This window comes from Streptomyces lincolnensis (genome assembly GCF_021173675.1).
Classification (GTDB): domain Bacteria; phylum Actinomycetota; class Actinomycetes; order Streptomycetales; family Streptomycetaceae; genus Streptomyces; species Streptomyces lincolnensis_B.
Genome location: NZ_JAIHON010000017.1, coordinates 14,788 through 35,731 on the forward strand (window position 1 = coordinate 14,788; position 20,944 = coordinate 35,731).

Consider the following 20,944-nt stretch of genomic DNA (forward strand, 5'->3'; position numbering starts at 1 on the left):
CCTGAGTTCGTTCGGGCGCCGAGGAGTTCCTCAAGCGCTGACGGGAAGATCTCGCGGCCCCCTCCGGTTGGCACGGCTGTACGCCCGCAACGCACACCGACCGGAGGGAAACCCCCACCCATGACTGACGCCCTGAAGGAAACCGTCGGACGGTACGGCATCTGGACCGGCGCGGCGCGCGGCCTGGATCCGTCCCAGCTCGGTGAACTCGCCGAGGCGGTCGGGGAGTTGGAGGAACTGGGATACGGCGCCGTCTGGCTCGGCGGCAACACCTCCGCCGCCGTCGCCGCCCCGCTGATCGAGGCGAGCTCCCGGATCGCGGTCGGCACCAGCATCCAGAGCATCTGGGAGCACGAGCCCGCCGACACCGCCGCGAGCGTCGCCGAGCTGGACTCCGCCCACCCGGGCCGCTTCGTCCTGGGCCTCGGCGTCAGCCACGCCAAGCTCGCCGAACAGTACCGGCGCCCCTACTCGGCCCTGGTCTCCTACCTGGACGCCCTGGACGAGGCGGGCCACCCCGCCGACCGCCGCCTCCTGGCCGCCCTCGGCCCCAAGAGCATCGACCTCGCCCGGGACCGCGCCGCCGGCTCCATCCCGTACCTGGTCACCGCCGACCAGACGGCCACGTCCCGCGAGCGCCTGGGCGAGGCCCCGCTGCTGGCCCCGGAGCTGAAGGTCGTCCTCGAATCCGACCCGGCCCGCGCCCGCGCCGTGGCCCGCGACTACATGGCCATGTACCTGGCCCTGCCCAACTACACCAACAACTTCCTCCGCAACGGCTTCACCGAGGACGACGTCGCGAACGGCGGCAGCGACCGCCTCGTCGACGCGGTCTTCGCCTGGGGCGACGAGTCCCGCATCCGCGCCCGCGTCGAGGAGTTCCTCAAGGCGGGCGCGGACCACGTGGCGTTGCAGATCGTGGACGGCGACACGAGGGGCTCCCTCCCGAGGGAGGCGTGGAGCAAGCTCGCATCTCTACTGGCGTGAAGTGGAGGCACCCTAGGGGCGCGGGGAACTGCGCGACAAGCCACGACGGACGCGCACCCGCCGAACAACCGCAGTCCCCCGCCCCTTAGGCATCTTTGAACTCCTGCCGCTGACGCCCAAGCCCGGAGATCTCCAGCTCGACAACGTCCCCGGCCCGAAGGAACGGCTTCGGCTCGGGCTCGCCCAGCGCCACCCCCGCCGGCGTCCCCGTGTTGATCACATCCCCGGGGTACAGCGTCATGAACTGGCTGACGTACCGCACGACTTCCGCCACCGCGAAGATCTGCTCCGCGGTCGTCCCGTCCTGCTTCAGCTCGCCGTTGACCCACAGCTTGAGGGAGAGGTTCTGCGGGTCGCCCACCTCGTCGGCGGTGACCAGCCACGGTCCGAGGGGGTTGAACGTCTCGCAGTTCTTCCCCTTGTCCCACGTCCCGCCGCGCTCGATCTGGAACTCCCGCTCGGACACGTCGTGCGAGACGGCGTACCCGGCGACATGCCCCAGCGCGGCCTCGGCGGACTCCACGTACCGGGCCGTGCGCCCGATGACGACGGCCAGCTCGACCTCCCAGTCGGTCTTCACGGACTTGCGGGGGATGAGCACGGTGTCGTGGGGCCCCACGACGGTGTCCGCGGCCTTGAAGAAGATCACCGGCTCGGCGGGCGGCTCGGCACCGGTCTCGCGGGCGTGGTCGTGGTAGTTCAGCCCGATGCACACGATCTTGCCGATCCGTGCGAGCGGCGGTCCGACGCGCAGCCCGGTGGCGTCCAGCGCGGGCAGCTCACCGGCCTCGGCGGCCGCACGGACCCGGCCGAGCGCCTCGTCGTCGGCGAGCAGCGCTCCGTCGATGTCCGGGACGATGCCGGACAGGTCCCGGAGCACTCCCTCGGCATCGAGCAGCGCGGGCGTCTCCGCTCCCGCCGTACCGACTCGCAGCAGCTTCATGGTCACTATCTCCCTCGATCGCGGGCGCCGACCCGACGGGTGCAGCCATCGGATGACTGGTCGATCCTCCAAGCTGGGCGTCCGCTCCGCAATACCCGGTTCACGGACTGGACGGGGCCGCCGCTGAGGTGCCGAGGTCAGCGGTACAGCACCGCCCGTTCCACCGCGCTCCACGTCGTACTGGTCACCACGTACAGCGCGGCGGCCAGCGGCACCACGGCCACGGTGAAGAGCGTGAAGAAGGACATGAACGGCATGACCTTGCTCATCGCGCCCATCCCGGGGACCTGCTGGCCGTCCCCCACCGGCATCGCCGGGTTGGTGGCCATCATCCGCTTGGTGCGCCGGAAGTTGAAGGAGGCCACCGTGGCGACGATCACGAACAGGGCGAGGTAGACGAGCCCGGCGCCGCCGAGGAACCCGCCGGTGCCGAGGGCGTCCGCCCAGCGGTCTCCGAGGGGCGCCGCGAAGAGCTGGTGGGTGAGCAGTTCGTTGGCCTGTCCGCCGATCGTCGTATTGGAGAACAGGTGGTAGAGGAGGAAGAACGCGGGCAGCTGGAACAGACTGGGCAGGCAGCCGGACACCGGCGAGACCTTCTCCGCCGCGTGCAGTTCCATCACCGCCTTCTGGAGTTTCTGCGGATCCTTGCCGTGCTTCTTGCGCAGTTCGGCGATCTTCGGGCGCAGCTCGGCCTGGGCCTTCTGCCCACGGGCCGCCGCCCGGGACAGCGGATGCACGAGCAGTCGTACGAACGCGGTGAACAGGACGATCGCTGCGGCGGCCGCGGTGGCGCCGAACAGCGGGTGGAGCAGGTCGGCCAGGTGCTGGACCAGGTCGGCGAAAACGGACATGGGTGAGCCCTCCGGGGGTCTCGTCGTGCCGGAAAAGGGAACGGCGGCATGACGACCCGCGCGGGGCCGGGCAGTGGGGTGCGAGTGCCCTACGCGACGGTCGTCGGGAGGGCGTGTCCGGGAGCTCGGGGGCGCCTGCGCCCCTTGGCGTCGGGATCGCGTTGCGGCAGGAAGGCCGTGCGGCGGGCGCGGTCGCGGATGGCCGTACGCACGCGGGTGGGCGGTACGGCGGGGGCGGCGCGCGAGGCGAGGAGCGAGCACGCGGCGAAGGCGGAGCCGGCCGCGGCGGTCGCGGCGAGCGCGACGGCGGCGGAGAGGCTGCCGGTGTCGAGCAGGACGATGTCGAGGACCAGGAGCAGCAGCACGGCGGCGGGACGCGGGTTGACCCAGCTGCGGATCATCGGCCGCTCCCCCCTCTCGCTCCCACTCGCACGCTCATCGGACTTCTGTCCTCCGTCGGTTATACCCGATCGGTCCCGATCGGCCGCAAGAGGAGCTTGGGCCTGAGCAGCGCCCGGCTGACCGGATCCGCCGGGTCCGGGTCGAGTCCGGGGCCGGGTTCCATGAGGACGTCCTTCACGGGTACGACGATCCCGCAGGCGGGGCACTCGCCGTACGGCCCGAGTTCGGTGCCGCAGCCGGCGTGCCGGAAGTAGCGCAGCGGGGCCTCGCCGAAGTGCTGCCGGCCCCACAGCCCGAGGGAGCGCAGGGTCGGCCACAGGGCGACGGCCCGGTCGGTGGCGAGGTACTCGTCGCGCGGCGGCGACTCCTGGTACCGGCGCTTCTCCAGGATCCCCTCGGCCGTGAGGGTCTGGAGCCGGGCGGCCAGGACGGCTCGCGGGATGCCGAGGTGGACGAGGAAGTCGTTGTAGCGCCGGACGCCGTAGAGGGCGTCGCGGACGACGAGGAGTGTCCAGCGCTCGCCGACGATCTCCAGTGCGCGGGCGATCGAGCACTCCTGCGTCACGTAGTCCTTGCCCAGTGCCATGACAACCACCTTAGCCAGCATGCGAGCGGTTGGTTCAATCACCGAACCGACCCTGCTACGGTACTCCGCATGACTAGGTTCAGTGGACGAACCATCGGACGGGACCGGAGTGCGGCGTCGGGTGCGCCGAGTGTGCCTAGTGCGTCGGGTGCGGTGGCGGCACCGGAGGCACCGGAACCGGCGCCCCCGGTGGCTCGCCCCGCCGCCACCCTCGGCCTGACCAGCGCCGCCACCGCCGTAGCCCTGATGACGTACACCGCGCCGATGGTCACGCTCCCCGACGTCGCCGCCGCCCTGCACACCCCGCTGTCCGCCCAGGCCTGGCTCCTGAACGGCACCCCGCTCGGCCTCGCCGCCCTCCTCCTGGTCGCCGGCACCCTGGCCGACGACTACGGCCGCCGCCGGGTCTTCGTCACGGGCACCCTGGCCCTGGGCATCACCACGGCCCTCGGTGCGCTGGCCTCGTCCACCTGGCTGTTCACCCTGGCCCGCGTCAGCCAGGGCGCGGCCAGCGCGGCGCTCCTGGCGAGCAGCCTCGGCCTGATCGTCCACGCGTTCCAGTCACCGTCCGGCCGACTGCGCGCGACCGGCGTCTGGGGCGCCTTCGTGAGCGGCGGCATCGCACTCGGCCCGCTCGTCACCGGCGCGATACCGAACTGGCGCCTGTCCTACGGCGTTCTCGGCGCCGCCGCCCTGATCGTCGCCGCCCTGTCCGTGCGCGCGCTCACCGAGTCCCGCGCGCCCCGGGGCGGACGTCCCGACATCTGGGGCGCGCTGACCTTCGGCCTGGCCCTGGTCGCGCTGGTGGCCGCGCTGACGCTGGGCCGGGACGGCTGGCTGCGGGCACCGGTCGGCCTGTTGCTGCTGGCCTCCGCCGCCCTGCTGACCCTGTTCGCTACGATCGAGCACCGCACGGCGACCCCGATGATCGACCTCTCCCTGCTCCGCCGCCCCCGCTTCCTCGCCTCCTCCACCGGGGGCCTGTTCACCGGCCTCGCGGTGATCGGCCTCTTCAGCTTCCTGCCGGCCCTGCTCCAGCAGACGCTCGGCCTGTCCGCGATGGACACGGCCTGGCTGTTCCTGCTCTGGTCCGGCCTGTCCTTCGTGGTGGCCCTCCAGGCCCGGCGCCTGTCGGGACGGATACCGCCGCGCCGCCAACTCGCCCTCGGTTTCGCCCTCCACGCGGCGGGCGTCCTGGCCATGCTGGGCGCGCTCGACGCGGGATCGTGGCGGCGGCTGCTGCCCGGCCTCGTGCTGGCCGGCGTGGGCAGCGGCCTGCTCAACGCCGCGCTGCCGCTGCTCTCGGTGGAGTCGGTCCCGGCGGGCCGGGCCGCGATGGGCTCGGGCGCCCAGCAGACCTTCCGCTACATCGGCTCCTGCGCGGGAGTGGCGCTGACCATCGCCCTCGCGACCTCGACCGGCGACGGACTCGCCCATGGGGCGGATGTCGCGATGGTGGTGTCGGCGGGGCTGGCGGTCGTGGCGGCGGTGGGGGTGGGGGTGCTGCGGGAGCGCGCGTGAACTCGGCTTTCGCCCGGTCTCACTCCCGGGGCCGCATGGACGCGAGCGTCCCCCACACCACCAGCCGGTACCTGGACGAGTACTCCGGGGTGCAGGTGGTGAGGGTGATGTAGTGGCCCGGGTCGGTGTACCCGTGGCCGGGCCGGACCGTCGAACGCGGGATCTCGCGGATCACGCCGGTGTCGTGCGCCGAGGTCTGCGGCAACGTCCCGCTCACGGCGTACGTGTAGACCGCGTCCTCGGTCTCCACCTCGATGGTGTCGCGGGGCCGCAGCCGGTTGACGTACCGGAAGGGCTCGCCGTGGGTGTTCCGGTGCCCGGCGAGCGCGAAGTTCCCGACCTGGCCCGGCTGCCCGGTGCCGGGGTAATGACCGACGTACCCCTGGTTGAGCACGGCCCGCTTGCCCACGCCTTCGGCGACGGGGACGCGGAGCCCCAGGCGGGGGATGCTGAGGATGGCGTACGCCTGGGACCAGCGGGGGGTCTCGCGGGGTGCCGCGGCCGACCGGCCGGGGCCGCCCGTGTCGGGAGACGACGGTGAGTGGCCGCTCGGGGGCGCGGACAGGGACGGGGACGGGGACGGGACCGTCGTACGGACGTCGCCGTCGTCCCACTCGCGCTCCAGCGCCTCGACCTGCCGCTGGGCCCCTTCCCTGGCCTCCCGGTTGGTCCACCACAGCTGATGGACGACGAGGAACAGCAGCAGGACCCCGACGGTGACGAGGAGTTCGCCGCCGGTCCACAGTGCGCGGCGGCGCAGGGCACGCCGTCGCCGTATGCCGTGGTGCATGACGTGATGCCGCATGCGACGCCTCCTCGACGGGGCCGCCCGCACGATAAGGGGCGGGGTGGCAAGTCACCAGAAGCAGTGACGACGGACCCTGCGCGACCCTGCGCGACTCGCCTCGTTCGATACTTCGTACACAGGTTTGAAAAAGGGCTGTCGCAACTCTCGACAAGCCCACGCACCAGGCCCGATGCTTCCTCCTGGCATGAGCAGAACAGGCCGGAACGTCTGGTTCAGGGACCGGCGTTCCTTCGAATCGGAGAAGCCATGATCCGACGCAGAACCCTGCTCGCGGCCGCGGGCGGCACCGTCCTCGGCAGCGCGCTGGCGACAGGGACCGCCCACGCGGACGCCACCATCGCCGTGAACCCCGGAACGTCGTACGGCAATTGGGAGGGCTGGGGCACCTCCCTCGCCTGGTGGGCCAACGTCTTCGGCGCCCGGGACGACTTCGCCGACATCTTCTTCACCACCAAGTCGACGACGTACAACGGCACCTCGCTCCCCGGCCTCGGCATGAACATCGCCCGCTACAACCTGGGCGCGTGCAGCTGGAACAGCGTGGGCGGACAGTCGATGGTCGCCTCGCCCAACATCCCCGCCTTCAAGCAGATCGAGGGCTTCTGGCAGGACTGGAACAACGAGGACCCGGCGTCCAGCGCCTGGAAGTGGACCGCGGACGCCAACCAGCGGGCGATGCTGGGCAAGGCGGTGTCCCGGGGCGCGACCACCGAGCTCTTCGCCAACTCCCCCATGTGGTGGATGTGCCAGAACCACAACCCCTCCGGCGCCTCGGGCGGCGGCAACAACCTCCAGACCTGGAACTACCGCCAGCACGCCTCCCACCTGGCCGCCGTGGCCCTGCGCGCCAAGAACAACTGGGGCGTGAACTTCGCGACCGTCGACCCCTTCAACGAGCCCTCGTCCTCCTGGTGGACGGCGACCGGCACGCAGGAGGGCTGCCACATGGACGCGTCGGTCCAGGCCGCCGTACTGCCGTACATGCGCAGCGAGTTGGACGCCCGGGGCCTCACCGGCGTCCGCATCTCGGCCTCGGACGAGACGAGCTACGACCTCGCGCGTACGACATGGGGGGCCTTCTCGTCCTCCACGAAGGCCCTGGTGAACCAGGTCAACGTGCACGGCTACCAGGGCTCCGGCGGCCGCCGCGACCTCCTCTACACGGACGTCGTGACGACATCCGGCAAGAAGCTGTGGAACTCGGAGACGGGCGACGGCGACGGCACGGGCTACACCATGGCGGCCAACCTCCTGTCCGACTTCCGCTGGCTGCACCCGACGGCCTGGGTCTACTGGCAGGTCATGGACCCGACGGCGGGCTGGGGAGTGATCAAGTACGACGGCAGCACCCTGCAGGCCGGCGCGGTCGAGACGAAGTACTACGTACTGGCCCAGTTCAGCCGCCACCTCCGCCCCGGCATGCGCATCCTCGACACGGGCGTGAGCTACGCGGTCGCGGGCTACGACGCGAGCGCCCGCCGCCTGGTCATCGTGGCCCTGAACACCTCCACCTCCGCCCAGACCCTGACCTTCGACCTCTCCCGCTTCACGACGGTGACCGGCGGCTCGGGCGGCGTGGTCCCGCGCTGGAACACGGTGACGACGGGCGGCGACAAGTACGCGTCGTACTCGAACACGTTCCTGAGCGGGAAGTCGGTGGCGGTGCCGTTCGCGGCGAAGGCGGTGCAGACGCTCCAGATCGACGGGGTGACGATATAGACGCGGTGTGGGCGAGCCCGGCGGAGTCGGGACGAGAACCGGAGGAGCCCGGGGAAGCCGGGTAGGCCGGGCAGGCCTGGACGAGATGTGCGAGCCGGTGTGCCGATTGTGGCGCTGGCCTGCACATCTCTCTCCTTCACGGCGGCTCGGCAGTACGGTGTCACCCATGCGCCCCGACACGCCCGCCGAGAACGTCGACCACACCGCCGAAGCGGCACGCCTGGAGCGGACCGCCGGCCTGTACCCCGAGGACGCCGAAGCCCTGCTCCTACAGGCCGCGGCCCACCTCGAACTGGCCGGCGCCCGCCCCGCCGCGTCCACCCTCTACGACCGCCTGCTGTCCTCCTCCGGCAGCCTGGAGAACCCTTTCCTGGTCCGGGCCCTCAAGGCCTCGAACCTCTGGGAGTACGGCCACGAGGCAGAGGCCAGGGCCATCATCGAGGGCGTCCGCGCCGCGTCCCCCCGCGACCCGGCCCCCTGGGTGATCGTCGCGGAGGCCCTGGAGTCCCACGACGAGTTGGAGGCGGCGCAGGACACCTTCACGGAGGGCGCGAGGCTGCTCCTCACGGACGTCACCGACCCCCCGTACTCCACACACCCCCTCCTCTTCGGCCGCCACCGGGTCCGCCGCATGCTCGGCCTCCCCCACGACGAGTGGGACGCCCTGGCCGACACCTTCAACTCCTCCCCCGTCTCCCTCGACGAACTCCACGACCCCAAGCGCGTCTGGTCCCTCGGCTCGGACAACCCCGCGGAACTGGAGGCCGAGATCTCCCGCCTCCGCGCGGAACTCGGCACCTACCGGGAGGCCCTCTCCCGCCCGTTCCCGGTAGCGGTCCTCCACTGGTCGGCAGGCGAACTGTCGGAGCTGGTGTCGTCGTACCCGACCCTCTCCTCGGAATACCCCTCCCACGAGGAACACCTGACGACGATAGAGGCGTCCCTGCGCGAACTGGCCTCGTCGGGCACCCCGAACCTGGGCATCGTCACGGGTACGGTCCCCTCCTACGAGGCCTTCGCGGCATCGGAGGGCTCGTCCCCGGGGGACGCGACGCTGCTGCCCCAGTACGCGACGACCTTGGCGGCCCGTGGCCGCGCGGTGGAGTGGCCGCCGCAGCGGGGGACGGCTTGCTGGTGTGGGTCGGGGACGGCTTACGAGGCGTGCCACGGGGCAGAGTAGGCCGCCTTAAGGCATGTCCACGCCCTGGGGCCTCATCGCGTCCGAGATGGACTTGACGCCACCGTGCGCGGTGAGGCCCCCGTCCACGGGAATCTCCGCACCGGTGATGAACGAGGACTCATCAGAGATCAGAAACACCACGAGCGGCGCGATGTCCTCGGCCCTGCCGCTCCGCCCGAGCGGCGTCTCCCCGATGGTTGCCTCCCGAAAGGCCGCCGTGGCCCCGGCGGTCATCTCGGTCTCGATATAACCGGGATGCACGGTATTGACCCGAATCCCACGCGCCCCCAGCTCCATGGCCGCGATCTTCGAAACCCCTCGCAGGGCCCACTTACTGGCGGTGTACGCAACGGGGTAATACCCGGTGAGCGCGGCGGACGACCCCACGTTGACGATGCTCGACCCCGGCGGCATGAGCGGGGAGAGGTACTGAATCCCCAACAGCGGCCCAACGGTGTTCACGGCCTGCACGTCGGCGAAGTCATCGACCCTCACCTCACCCAACCGCTCCCGCCGAATAACCCCGGCATTGTTGACGAGCCCATGCACCTGCCCGAACTCCCCCTCCAACTCAGCGGCAAGCGCACCCCAGTCGTCCTCCCGACTGACATCAAGCCGCCGACACCCCTCAACCCCGTCCGGCCGCGCATCGGTAGCCACCACGGTAGCCCCCGCCCGCCCCAACGCCACCACCTGGGCAGCCCCTTGCCCCCGAGCGGCCCCGGTAACGACAACAACCTTGCCGGCCAGCCTCTGCGACCCCTGCTCACTGCCAGATATCCGCGCCATGGCGAACAACGTATCCACGCCGGGTAAGCGCCCGCCCCGCAACCCACCACCCGCAAGTCGCCGAACCGACCCGCGCGCCATCCGAGCCGACGCGCCCCCACCCCCGGCCCCCAACAAAACCACGCGACCACCCAACCCACCCTGCCCCCGCTTTCCCCCGGCCGCCCGCTCGCTTCTCCCCCGTGTCGGAGCACCCCGGGTCAAGGGTGGCCCGCAGGGCCATCGCCGAAGGCGACGCGCAGCCGGAGGCGGAGCGCCCTTGATGCGGGGCGCGGAGGCACGACACTGACCGAGAAGCGGGCGGCCCCAAGGGCACCTTGCCTACCAACTAGATCCGCACTCACCTCGGTAACGAGCAGGGGCGCTCGGCCGTCAGTGGCGCCTGTTACAACAGAGCCATTGCTGTACGAGCGATCGGGAGTCAGCGTGGCCCAACCGGGAGATCTGTCAGAGCCTGTCGCAGGCGTGTACGAGGAGCTCATCACCAAGCGCATGCAGGCACAGATGGACCAGTTGGGCGCGGCTGGTTGGAAGGCGATCGACGGTGATGTCAGCGAAGAATCGTCACCCCATGTGTTGGCCCGGCACATCAGCCAGGCCATAGGGCGACGGCTCAGCCAACTCCCCCACGCCAAGCGCGTGGCCGTAGCCAACAAGATCATCGAATCACTCGCGGCTGATCCCTCCGAGCGCGAGACCAGTGATGCGGTGGAGCTCATCGCCGATGGGCCACGGCAGCTTCTCGCACTGGCCGAGCAGGAGGCCCCGGGTGTCTACGCGATCCGCCCTCTCACGCCTCTCTCGGAGACTGCGCTCATCACCAACTCGCCCGAAGATCCAAGTCTCGGGAGTGAACTGCGTGCCGAACTGGCCACAGCAGACCGTATCGATCTGCTCTGCGCCTTTGTGAAGTGGTACGGCCTACGCGTGCTCGAAGATTCGCTTCGCGCTGCCAAGGAACGCGGTGTCCCGATCCGTGTCATCACGACCACCTACATCGGCGCCACCGATCGACATGCCCTCGACCGCCTCGTGCGCGACTTCGGTGCGGAGGTGAGGGTCAACTACGAGATCCGTTCGACGCGGTTGCATGCGAAAGCCTGGCTGTTCCGACGAAAGAGTGGCTTCGACACGGCGTACGTCGGCAGCTCGAATCTTTCGAAAGCCGCATTGCTCGACGGCCTCGAGTGGAACGTGCGCCTGTCGTCCGTGGCCACTCCCGCGGTGCTCAACAAGTTCGAGGCCACTTTCGATGCCTATTGGAACGACATCGCCTTCGAGCCGTACGACCCAGACGACGACGGTGAACGTCTGGACCGGGCTCTAGCCCAGGCCGGTGGGACCGGACCGACGACCGACCTCAGGATCAGCCTTTCAGGCCTTGAGGTCCGTCCTTTCCCCCATCAGCAGGACATGCTTGAGCGCCTGCGAGTCGAGCGCGAGATCCGCGGTCGCAACCGCAACCTCCTCGTGGCGGCAACTGGCACCGGCAAGACGGTGATGGCGGCCCTGGACTATCGAACCCTGCGTCAAAGGCTCGGCGACGGCAACCCAAGGTTGCTGTTCGTGGCCCATCGCAAGGAGATCCTGAATCAGTCCTTGCGCACCTACCGAGAGGTACTGGACGACGCCTCCTTTGGTGAACCCCTCTACGGCGGCGAAGACCCTCGCGAGTGGAACCATGTGTTCGCCAGCGTGCAATCGCTGAACCTCCAGCGACTGGAACGGCTCGCCCCCGATCACTTTGACATCGTCGTAATCGACGAGTTCCACCACGCCACGGCAACGACCTACCGTCGCGTCATCGACCACTTCGAGCCGAAGGAACTCCTGGGCCTCACCGCTACGCCGGAGCGGATGGACGGGCTGAACGTGCAGGACGAATTCTTCGACGGTCGCATCGCAGCCGAGATGCGGCTGTGGGAGGCCCTGGAGAACGACCTGCTGTGCCCCTTCCACTACTTCGGTATCCCGGACGGCACTGATCTGACCAACCTCGGCTGGCAGAAGGGCGCGTATGCCGATCGAGACCTTGACAACCTCTTCACCGGCAACCACGCCCGTGCTCGTATCGTCGTCAAGCAGATCCGCGACAAGGTCTCCAACCCGGGAGCTATGCGTGCTCTCGGCTTCTGCGTGACCAAGGCTCATGCGCACTTCATGGCGGACTTCTTCCGTAAGGCGGGCTTTCAAGCTGTGGCCCTGGACAGCGACTCGCCAGCCGGCGTCCGGGCGCAGGCGCTTGCTGACCTCCAGGACCGCAAGCTTCAAGTGATCTTCTCCGTTGACCTGTTCAACGAAGGTCTCGACATCCCTGACGTCGACACACTGCTACTCCTGCGCCCCACGAACAGCGCCACGGTCTTCCTTCAGCAACTGGGGCGAGGCCTACGACGCACGGAAACAAAGCCTGTACTCACGGTCCTCGACTTCATCGGCCAGCACCGAGCCGAGTTTCGCTTCGAAGAGCAGTTTCGCGCTCTGACAAACCTTTCCCGCAACCGACTCGTCGACCACATCGAGTACGACTTCCCGCAGCTTCCCTCCGGATGCCAGATCATCTTGGAGGGCAAGTCCAAGGACCTCGTCCTCGACAACATTCGCGCCCAGCTTGGTGCCACCGTCAAGGTGTTGATGAAGGAAGTAAGGGACTACCACACGCCTCGCCTCGCTGACTACCTACGGGAGAGTCGCCGGGAGATCAAGGAGCTCTACAAGAGCGATAACTCCTGGACGACGGTCCTTCGCAAGGCAGGTCTCGTGAAAGAGCCGGCTCCGCCGGGAGAGGCCGCACTCCTCAAGCGGGTCCATGCCTTCCTCCATGTCGACGACCCAGAGCGCGCTCACGCCTACCTGCGCCTCGTGGCGGATGACGCTCCCGCGTACGACAGCCTGACCCCAAGCGACCAGACGTACGCCCGCATGCTCTTTTTCAACCTGTGGGACAACGCGGGTGGCTTCACCAGCTTCCAGGAGGGCCTCGACGCACTGCACTCACAGCACGTACTCCGCGACGAGTTGCGACAGGTGCTGTCATACGTCATTGAGCGGTCCGACCACTTTCCGATCCCACTATCGGGTCCTCATAGCCACATCCCCTTGAAGATCCACAGCGCATACAACCGCTCCGAGGTCCTGGCCGCGCTCGGTGTGGCCCGCTTCGGCGGCCAGATGCCCAGGTCTTTCGCGCAAGGCGTGCAGTGGATTGAGGACATTCAGACTGATGCGCTACTTATCACTCTAGAGAAGAACGAAAAGGACTTCTCGCCCACGGTTCGCTACAAGGACTTCGCTCTGAGCCCCACGCTCTTCCACTGGGAGTCCCAGAACGCAGTCGCCGAGAGCTCACGGACCGGCTTGCGCTACCAACACCATGCCCAACAGGGAAGCCACGTGCTGCTGTTCATGCGCCGCTACAAGGACACAGACATCGGCAAAGCCCACCCTTGGATGCTCCTTGGCCCGGCGACGTACGTGGAGCACACCGGCAGCAAGCCGATGGCGATCACATGGCGGCTAGAGCACGAGCTGCCAGCCGACGTCTGGTCGTACTCGACCATCACGGCAAGCTAGTCGACCAGATCCAATGTCAGAGCGATCAGCTAACGTCAGAGTATGGACTTAGCTTCGATCAAGCCCGGTCTGGTGACCACGCGCGCAGCGATGAAGAAGCTGTTCGGCGGAGGAACACAAGAAGGGATCATTCCTTCCACAACCACGCCAAACATCCTCATCTATGTAGATCACGACAGTGGCAAGAGGTACGGCTACGAAGACGGGTGGCTAGCGGAAGAGGACGAACTGGGGCCTGTGTTTGAGTACACAGGCCAAGGCACCCGAGGAGATCAAACGTTTCTAGGGCTGCCAGGCTCTCGCAATGCTGCTGTGCTATATCACGCTGATAAAGGGAAAGCCCTTCGCGTCTTCATAACCACAAGAAGAGCACCAGGCTCCAAGTCTGCCGCCAAGCAGCAACGGTACATAGGTGAGTTTGAATTGGACTCGCGGCAGCCATATACCGTGCGTGAGGCGGATGACGAGAAGGGCGAACGACGTCGCATCATTGTCTTCCGTCTGCGCCCCAAGGGTGACTACGAGCGTCTCGACAAGGACGCCATCACGCGGGCGGAAACCACCATTGCTCATCGGGTGTCGGCGACTGTAGCCACGAGCCGCGTGCCGGAACCCAGGATGGTCGAGCCTAAGCGGAAACGAGCCTCAGAGAGCAGGCGCGCCGCGCAGCCAAGTCTCATCGCTGACCTCCGTCAAGCGGAACTGCGGGATCAATACCTCGCAGAGCTCACGAAACAAGAACACCAAGTCTCCGCGTACCAGATAAAGATCGCAGGCACGACGACCACCCTCAAAACCGACCTCTATGACGCCACTGAGCACGAATTGTATTCGGTGAGAGGCGAGAGTAGCCGCGAGGAAGTACGGACGGCGATAGGGCAACTGAAGGACTATGTGCGGCACATTAGGCCTCGAAATCCCAGACTGTCAGTACTAGTTCCCGACCGTCCACAGGATGACTTGCTCAACCTTCTTCACACAGAGGGAATAGACCTCGTCTACCGCGATGGCACCGGATACACGAGGCTTGCAGTCAAGTAGCACATTCACATCCCCACCCCGGAGTCATCATGGCATCGTCAGCGGAACATGACTTCCTCACAGCTACAGCTCTCAGCATCATGAAGGATGCATCCAGATCCATGCTCTTCGGATACACGGAAGGACAGCGTAAGCGCTTCGACTTTTCGTGTGACCTCAAGAGGGACTGGTCCAAAGTGATTGCAGGGCAGACCCTATGGAAGCACGGCGGGGACGGTATAGACAAAGACCTCCGAACATTTCTCCACGAGGACGATATTCATGCCGCTGTGTACATAGCCAGCCACGAAAGCAAGCATCGCAGTCGCCTCGCCGAAGTAACCCAAGATTACCTCAAAGGCCCGTATCGAGATCGACTCTCACGCCTGCGCGTCTTCTGGGTTCCGGCAGACTTTAAAGAAACAGACAAGAAGGCTAAAGACGCGATTCAGAAATATCTGAGAGACGAGATAACAAAGGATCTCCTCCTGCATGTTGCCCTGGGAGGTCTCACGGCTCAGGATGTGACACGTTTTGCTTCTTCAAGGCGCCCTGGCCTACCCATAGCCATCTTGTCTCACGTCAAGAGTCATGGCTACCGAAACCACAGAAGCACAGCCAAGCAACTCGAAGTGAGCCTAGAGGCCCTCAGGTCTGAGACGGAGCGACTCTTCATCATAGGTTTCCTCGGAAGCGAGAGCCTACAAGGCGGCATGTACCACTTAACTGAAAGCGGAAACGCCATGCTCGACATATGCTCGCGCCTACGCGATTACCTCTGCGAAAACCTCGGCGACGGAAACGAGAACAGAGATTTCGAGCACATATGCAGACTGCTGGGAATTGACTACCCTTCGATAGCGATCACAACGCGCCTTACGGGAAAGAATCCCGAGGTAGACATACAAGACCCGACGGCCCTCCTATTGCAGCACGTGGCTCAAGCGAATGACGACGGCACAGTGGATTGGCCTGCACCGTACTTCGCGCTGCCCTCAGCCGCCGACATCACCGCTTCGAACTGAGCCTCAGCGACACACAGGACGACTCACGCGCCCGCCTTCCAAGTGGCCATCGCCTGTAGGTAGCCGCGTCGTCAACTCGCACCAGGTCACCTTCTTGTCGGCATGCAGGAGAACACCCCATCGGTCAGCAAGAGCGTCAACGAGGGCCATTCCGCGCCCCACCTCGGCATCGTCCTGTGCGCTGACAAGGGTTGGAAGAGCCCGCGTATCGGGGTCGTGGATCTCGATACGCAGCCGAGTGCCACACATCGACACGGCGAGAGTTGCAGGGGTACCGACTCCGACGTGGGTGATGACATTCGACACGAGCTCGGTGACGCAGAGCTGAGCGTCGGCAACAACCCCGTGCAGACCCCACAACTCCAAGTGCACTCGCATGATGCGGCGGAGGCCGGCCACCTCCTCGGGCTCCGCTGCAAAGGCGAGGGTCCATGGCTTCCGCGACAAACCTACAGTCCAGCTCATCAGTCAACTCCTGTCGTTCCAAGCCCAGTTGTTTTGTGCACCTCGGGCTACGTCTCAGAGTTGCAGTGAGACTCTCAAAATGGAACTCTCACTAGCAGCCAACGGGTGCGTAGCGGTCCACGCACGCCCCCGGCGCACACCGTCTTGCAGCTGACTTCATGGAAGCCGCACGATCTGACTGATCGATACGAAGGGCCTAGAGATGGCAGTCGGACCCACAACTCGAAGGCGCCAGCTAGGCGCCGACCTACGCCGCCTCAGAGAACGCAAGGGCCTCACCCTTGAGGAGGCAGGCGCACGCGTCGGCATCTCGAAGGCGACGCTCAGCCGCTACGAGACGAAGGAGGGAACGGTCAAGTGGCCGGCTGTCGACGCCCTTTGTCGCGAGTACGGCGCCTCAGACGAGGAACGCCTCGCTGTCGTAGAGCTAGCGAAAGGCGCGAGGATCCAAGGCTGGTGGAGATCACTCGCCGACCCCATCCCTGAGTCCATGAACCTCATGCTCACGCTTGAGGACGAGGTGGTACGCGAAGACCACTACGCGTCCATGTACATCCCTGGGCTTCTTCAGACCCGCGTCTACGCTGAGGCCGTCCACCGAGCCTCGGAAGTGCAGTGCCCGGAGCGCGAAGTCCAGCACATGGTCGACATCCGCATGAAGCGGCAGGAACTCCTCGAACGCGATGAGCCACCCCACCTGTGGTGCGTGATCGACGAGGCAGCCCTACGACGTAGAGTCGGCGGCCGCGAAGTTATGCAGGCGCAGTTTCAGCATCTCCTCACCATGGCCCAACTGCCTCACGTCACCGTCCAGGTGCTTCCCTTCTCCTCCGGTGCGCACGCAGCAGCCGTAGGCAGTTTCGCCGTCCTGCGCGGGCCCTCTCTCGAACTTGACGTCGTCTACGTGGACTTGCTCGGAGGCGGGCTCTTCATGGAGAAGCGACCAGAACTGGAGCGTTATAGGTTGGCGTTCGAGTACCTCAGCGCACAGGCACTCGATCTCGAATCCTCCGTGGAGATCATCGACCGCATAAGCAAGGAGTCCTGATGACAGCGCCCTCGACGTACCAGTGGTTCAAGTCGTCCTACAGCGGCGGGAGTGGCACTGAGTGCGTGGAGTGCGCGTCGGTTGAGGACGGCGCGCTTGTGCGTGACTCGAAGCGCGAGGGTGGACCTTGCATAGCCGTGGAGGCGCAGGCCTGGGATGCCTTCGTGCAGTCCCTAGGTCCAAGGAGAGCGGGAGCCCGCTGACGCTGGTACGACGCATGGGCTAGCAACCCCCACGCCCAGGTCGAATCAAGCGGCCAAGGGAAGCACCATCGCACACAGCTCCGGTGCCCCCTCGAACGGCACCGCCTCCCCTACCGACTCGTACCCCCAACTCTCGTACAGAGCCCGCACCTTGACATGCTCCTTGTGGACGAGCAGCGTCACCCGTTGTTCGCTACGGGAGGCGAGGAGCGTGTCGTGGATGTGGCGTGCTGCGCCTGTGCCGCGCCAAGGGGTGCGGACCATCAGCTCGGACAGTGCGAAGGTGCGGTGGCCGGTCTCGGTGACGAAGGGCTCGGGCAAGGGCGGGGTGACCTTGGACCACCAGGTCGTGGACGAGCGGAGGGGTGCCCCGTAGGCGTAGCCGACGGCCTGTCCTCGGTCGTGGGCGAGGACGCAGGCGAACGCCTTGTTGGCCGTCCAGTGGTCGAGGAACTTCGCGAAGGCGTCGCGACCTGCCAGCGGGTCGTCGCTCTTGGCGTACACCTCGTCGTGGATGTCCAGGAGGAGTTCGCGGATCGTGTGTGCGTCCGTGTGTCCGTAGTGCCGTAGGTCGAGTTCGGGGCGTGTGGTCACGGAGGTCCTCCTTCGGACCGGCCAACTGCGGTGACCCGTTCGAGTCGGGCGGTGATGCGGCTGCTGATGACACCGACTGTACGAATGCCTGAGGCAGTGGCGACGGCTCTCTCGTGTTCGCCCTGGGCCAGCTGTAGTTCGGCGAGCAGGACGCCGTAGTAGGCGCGGTTCCGGGTGAAGCGTTCTTCGAGGAGTTCGAGGGCCTGGGCCGCATGGGCTTCGGCACGGCGGTACTGGCCGGCGCTTTGATGGGCGATGGCTCCGAGACCGGACAGTTCAGCAGGCGTGAGGAACGCGAGCCAACTGGGAGCCGCGGTGGTGTTCGCGCGGTCGTAGGTGCGTTCGGCGGCGGCGAGATGGCGGCCCATGCCGGTGAGGTCGCCGGTCTGGGCCAGGCAGTCGGCGAGTCTGGCGTTCAGGAGGGAGGAGATCAACGGTCGGGCGCGCAGGTGCCGTTCGGAGAGTGCGGCACGGTTGATGCGGGCTGCTTCCGCGGGGCGGCCCGCATGTTCGGCCTGGGCTGCCAGGTCGGACCAGGCTCTGGTGACGCAGACGGGGTCACGGGACAGCAGTGCGGCCTGCAAGGCGTGGTTGCGGAGGTGGGCTGCCTTCTCATATTGCCCGCAGTCGTGGGCCGACCAGCCCGCACATGCGGCAACTTCGGCGATAGCTCGGTGCATGCCCCGTTCGACACGCTCGCTGTAGGTGCAGTGGTCCAGGGCATGTTCGAGGCGTGAAAGGTAGTCGACCGTGACGTCGATGAGAGCGCCGCCGCCGAGCCCGTTGAAGTGGGCGTCGAGGCGGGTGATCGTGCCTTGGATCCTGTCGATGTCACCGACTCCCAGGCGGCCGTGTCCCGGCGTCTGGTCGATGCCGAGGGTGGTGGCCAGAGCCCCGGCGATGAAGGTGCGGCGCTGCACCCCGCTCCTCGCGTTCGCCGATGCCGGACCTACCGGTGGGGGGAGGGGTTTCGATGACTTGCGTGGCACGAATCCCATGGCTTCCGGGCCGCGGCCGAAGATCTCCTGGAGGGGCAGCAGATACCGGGACCACGGCAGTCGGACATCACCCGCGATCCAGCGACGTACATGACGATCCGTGCAGTTGGCGGGCGCACCCAGCAGGTGCTCGGCCACTCGGTTGACCTCGTCTGCGAGCTGTTGGTGGGTGTAGCCGAACTCGGCCAGCAAAGCTTCGAGACAGGTATTTCGCATACCGCCCACCCGAGCCCCCTCGCGCGATTCGTCCCTCGACGGTAGTCCTACCGGCATTTCGTATTCAGTAAAACTGTCCGGTCGCTCGCAGGTAACTCCCCCACTACTGTCCTGATGCCCGACGGGTCGATTCCGGTTTGCTCGTGGATGTGAACCACGCACTCGATCGAGGGAGCTCCGGTGCTGCTGCCGACGGACATGGACAGACTGATCTCCGAGTGGCTCGCGCGAGCACATCCGGTGCCGGAGCAGGTTCTGGCGGACTGGTCGAGCCAGGGCGTAGCGCTGCTGCCTCTCGGCGAGTTGTTCGCCGCGGTTCGGCTGTCCGGTGCACTCGTGCACGCGGCGACCGGCAGCGAACAACCCAGTCAGGTGGCCGCGATCCTCAAGGAACGGCTGCGAGGACCCGTCATCCACGATCCGCGCAGCACCAACCAGACGTACTACCCGCTCATCCAGTGGCATGCCGGCTTGGTGTGGGACTACAACCGCAGCGCACCGTGCCTGCGGGACGACACGTATCTGGGCGTGCCACGGCTCGACCGCCGAGAACCGCCGGGTGCGTACTGGGCTGTCCCGCCTTGCTACGACGGCAACTTGTGTAAGCCACAGGCGGTACGGGACCTGATCGATGCCGGGCACCGGCAGCTCATCCAGCAGCTGTCAGTGTGAGTGCTCTCGCCGAGTGTGCGTTGACCGCCGACGAAGTGCTCATGCGCGACTCCAAGTGCGAGACAAGTCCCGTCGCAACTCTCGGTAGCGGCGCACGGCGCGCCTTCTTGGCTGATGCCCTGGAGCCCCGACGTTTGGTGCACTGACGGGAAGTTTTCCGCCGCGGCCCCCATCCCGCTGTAGGGCACTCCTCATAGAACACCAACCAGCAAGGAGCTGACGATCCTGAGCGCACAGTACGAGGAGACGCCCAGACCTGGGGTGCTGCCGTTGAAGATGAAGACCATCGGCGACATACGAGCCGCTCTCCGGTCCGGACATGCCTTTCCGGGCGACCGGGAGTCCTTCGAAGCAGATCTCCAGCGTGCACTGGAGACGTCGTCGGAAACGGACCTCAACGCCGTCGCCGCAGTGATCGTCGACTACCGGGGGCGGATCCGCCTCTACCAGGATCCCGACTTCGAGATCGCCGTGCAGGAGGGCATCGACCTCACGGCGCGATTGAAGCAGGAGGAACAGGGCCGGTGAACGGCGTGATCTCGACCGTGCCAGTGCGGGTGACACCGCCGCCATCCGCCGCACCCTCCCGCGCACGAGTGCCGGCTGGCTCACCACGCTGCCCACCAAGACCGGGTCTCCGAACGCCGCCGCCCTCCACGCCCGCTGCCTCCACTCACTGAAGCACCACCACGAACAGCAGCAACGTGAGCGCGACGCCGTCGATCTCCTCGGCCGCGCGCGCCCTTGACCGCCCCTGAGACCTGATGGCAACGGCGGCAGACACCAAGGTGGTGTCTGCCGCCGTTGCCGTCAACTATTGCCGTCACGGTGCTCTGAAGCCCCACCGAAGCACACCTGATGGAGCCTCACATTGAGGCCAGTGCAAACCATGACAGAGAAGCACACCTGGACGCCCTGCCAGCTCAAGCCTCGCAGTCAGCTTTCGCGCGAGCGAGGATGGCAGTAGCCTCACGAACAGCACTGATGAGCGCGCGCTTCTCCTGGTTGACCTGCGATATCTTCCCTCCCGCCGAGCCGTATGCCCTTTCATAATTGACCCAGGATTCATAAGCGATTCGCAGCCCCTCCGAACTGGCCCGACCGACAGCAAACTTCTGACCGAGCGTCAGAGGGGGTTCACGATGCCCCATCCACAACTCAATTCGGACTTTGGCGGAAACAAACTCCGCAACAACCTCGATCACGTCGTTGCCGATCATGTTGCTGCCCATCATCTGAACAGCAAGATTGATCGCTGCAGAAGCCGTGGGGCCCCGCAACCGCTCGGGCGCTTCCCAGTTCGGGGGCTGGTCTTTGAGTGACTCCCAACCATCAGCTGCCACG

20 protein-coding genes and 1 pseudogene are annotated in these 20,944 nt (G+C 66.6%); 11 read left to right on the forward strand and 10 right to left on the reverse strand.

Going from position 1 to position 20,944, the window contains the following annotated elements; all coding sequences use genetic code 11:
* Positions 1–120 precede the first annotated feature (120 nt).
* Positions 121–987, forward strand: a complete 867-nt coding sequence (locus tag K4B79_RS39120) for an LLM class F420-dependent oxidoreductase (RefSeq protein ID WP_232032185.1) — start codon at positions 121–123, stop codon at positions 985–987.
* Between the two features lie 85 nt (positions 988–1,072).
* On the opposite strand, the gene K4B79_RS39125 is transcribed toward K4B79_RS39120, so the two are convergent.
* The 4 genes from K4B79_RS39125 to K4B79_RS39140 form a co-directional block, all read right to left on the reverse strand.
* A complete protein-coding gene (locus K4B79_RS39125) occupies positions 1,073–1,930 on the reverse strand; it encodes a fumarylacetoacetate hydrolase family protein (RefSeq protein ID WP_232032186.1) in 858 nt (285 codons plus the stop codon).
* A gap of 137 nt (positions 1,931–2,067) precedes the next feature.
* Positions 2,068–2,781: a YidC/Oxa1 family membrane protein insertase gene (locus tag K4B79_RS39130; protein ID WP_232032187.1), complete on the reverse strand. Its 714-nt coding sequence runs from the start codon at positions 2,779–2,781 to the stop codon at positions 2,068–2,070.
* A gap of 89 nt (positions 2,782–2,870) precedes the next feature.
* Complete coding sequence (locus tag K4B79_RS39135; protein ID WP_232032188.1) at positions 2,871–3,182, reverse strand: DUF6412 domain-containing protein; 312 nt, start codon at positions 3,180–3,182, stop codon at positions 2,871–2,873.
* A 59-nt stretch (positions 3,183–3,241) separates the two neighbouring features.
* Entirely contained in the window at positions 3,242–3,769 is a 528-nt protein-coding gene (locus K4B79_RS39140; protein WP_232032189.1) for a winged helix-turn-helix transcriptional regulator, read from the reverse strand.
* A gap of 69 nt (positions 3,770–3,838) precedes the next feature.
* On the opposite strand from K4B79_RS39140, the gene K4B79_RS39145 reads away from it, so the two are divergent.
* The gene (locus tag K4B79_RS39145; protein WP_269464507.1) at positions 3,839–5,290 is read left to right on the forward strand and encodes an MFS transporter; all 1,452 of its coding nucleotides are present in this window, start codon (positions 3,839–3,841) and stop codon (positions 5,288–5,290) included.
* A gap of 19 nt (positions 5,291–5,309) precedes the next feature.
* Here K4B79_RS39145 and K4B79_RS39150 read toward each other — a convergent pair whose 3' ends face one another.
* Positions 5,310–6,095, reverse strand: a complete 786-nt coding sequence (locus K4B79_RS39150; protein WP_232032191.1) for a class E sortase — start codon at positions 6,093–6,095, stop codon at positions 5,310–5,312.
* A gap of 249 nt (positions 6,096–6,344) precedes the next feature.
* Here K4B79_RS39150 and K4B79_RS39155 point away from each other — a divergent pair, with 249 nt between their 5' ends.
* Positions 6,345–7,817 (forward strand): glycoside hydrolase, encoded by a 1,473-nt coding sequence (locus K4B79_RS39155; RefSeq protein WP_232032192.1) that lies wholly within the window; start codon positions 6,345–6,347, stop codon positions 7,815–7,817.
* 166 nt (positions 7,818–7,983) lie between these two features.
* Positions 7,984–8,997 (forward strand): SEC-C domain-containing protein, encoded by a 1,014-nt coding sequence (locus K4B79_RS39160; RefSeq protein ID WP_232032193.1) that lies wholly within the window; start codon positions 7,984–7,986, stop codon positions 8,995–8,997.
* 6 nt (positions 8,998–9,003) lie between these two features.
* On the opposite strand, the gene K4B79_RS39165 is transcribed toward K4B79_RS39160, so the two are convergent.
* On the reverse strand, positions 9,004–9,786 hold the full coding sequence (locus K4B79_RS39165) for an SDR family NAD(P)-dependent oxidoreductase (protein ID WP_232032194.1): 783 nt from the start codon (positions 9,784–9,786) through the stop codon (positions 9,004–9,006).
* Between the two features lie 492 nt (positions 9,787–10,278).
* Between K4B79_RS39165 and K4B79_RS39170 the strand changes: the two genes are divergently transcribed.
* The 3 genes from K4B79_RS39170 to K4B79_RS39180 are packed head-to-tail and all read left to right on the forward strand — an operon-like array spanning position 10,279 to position 15,404.
* Positions 10,279–13,359, forward strand: coding sequence for a DUF3427 domain-containing protein (locus K4B79_RS39170; RefSeq protein WP_232032331.1), 3,081 nt, complete (start codon positions 10,279–10,281; stop codon positions 13,357–13,359).
* A gap of 42 nt (positions 13,360–13,401) precedes the next feature.
* A complete protein-coding gene (locus K4B79_RS39175) occupies positions 13,402–14,400 on the forward strand; it encodes a hypothetical protein (RefSeq protein ID WP_232032195.1) in 999 nt (332 codons plus the stop codon).
* 29 nt (positions 14,401–14,429) lie between these two features.
* Entirely contained in the window at positions 14,430–15,404 is a 975-nt protein-coding gene (locus K4B79_RS39180; RefSeq protein WP_232032196.1) for a hypothetical protein, read from the forward strand.
* Between the two features lie 18 nt (positions 15,405–15,422).
* On the opposite strand, the pseudogene K4B79_RS39185 reads toward K4B79_RS39180, so the two are convergent.
* Positions 15,423–15,869 (reverse strand): annotated as a pseudogene (locus tag K4B79_RS39185) (ATP-binding protein); the annotation flags it as partial.
* A gap of 202 nt (positions 15,870–16,071) precedes the next feature.
* Between K4B79_RS39185 and K4B79_RS39190 the strand changes: the two are divergent.
* Entirely contained in the window at positions 16,072–16,917 is an 846-nt protein-coding gene (locus K4B79_RS39190; protein ID WP_232032197.1) for a helix-turn-helix domain-containing protein, read from the forward strand.
* Positions 16,917–17,120: a DUF397 domain-containing protein gene (locus K4B79_RS39195; RefSeq protein ID WP_232032198.1), complete on the forward strand. Its 204-nt coding sequence runs from the start codon at positions 16,917–16,919 to the stop codon at positions 17,118–17,120. Before K4B79_RS39190 ends, K4B79_RS39195 begins: the two co-directional genes overlap by 1 nt.
* A 45-nt stretch (positions 17,121–17,165) precedes the next feature.
* Here K4B79_RS39195 and K4B79_RS39200 read toward each other — a convergent pair whose 3' ends face one another.
* Both K4B79_RS39200 and K4B79_RS39205 read right to left on the reverse strand, forming a co-directional pair.
* The gene (locus K4B79_RS39200; protein ID WP_232032199.1) at positions 17,166–17,714 is read right to left on the reverse strand and encodes a GNAT family N-acetyltransferase; all 549 of its coding nucleotides are present in this window, start codon (positions 17,712–17,714) and stop codon (positions 17,166–17,168) included.
* Positions 17,711–18,937: a tetratricopeptide repeat protein gene (locus K4B79_RS39205; protein WP_232032200.1), complete on the reverse strand. Its 1,227-nt coding sequence runs from the start codon at positions 18,935–18,937 to the stop codon at positions 17,711–17,713. The genes K4B79_RS39200 and K4B79_RS39205 overlap by 4 nt, the downstream gene beginning before the upstream one ends.
* Positions 18,938–19,108: 171 nt before the next feature.
* Here K4B79_RS39205 and K4B79_RS39210 point away from each other — a divergent pair, with 171 nt between their 5' ends.
* Positions 19,109–19,600: a hypothetical protein gene (locus K4B79_RS39210; protein WP_232032201.1), complete on the forward strand. Its 492-nt coding sequence runs from the start codon at positions 19,109–19,111 to the stop codon at positions 19,598–19,600.
* A gap of 276 nt (positions 19,601–19,876) precedes the next feature.
* Positions 19,877–20,128, forward strand: a complete 252-nt coding sequence (locus K4B79_RS39215) for a DUF6247 family protein (RefSeq protein ID WP_232032332.1) — start codon at positions 19,877–19,879, stop codon at positions 20,126–20,128.
* 395 nt (positions 20,129–20,523) lie between these two features.
* On the opposite strand, the gene K4B79_RS39220 is transcribed toward K4B79_RS39215, so the two are convergent.
* Positions 20,524–20,943: a hypothetical protein gene (locus K4B79_RS39220; RefSeq protein ID WP_232032202.1), complete on the reverse strand. Its 420-nt coding sequence runs from the start codon at positions 20,941–20,943 to the stop codon at positions 20,524–20,526.
* Position 20,944 lies beyond the last annotated feature (1 nt).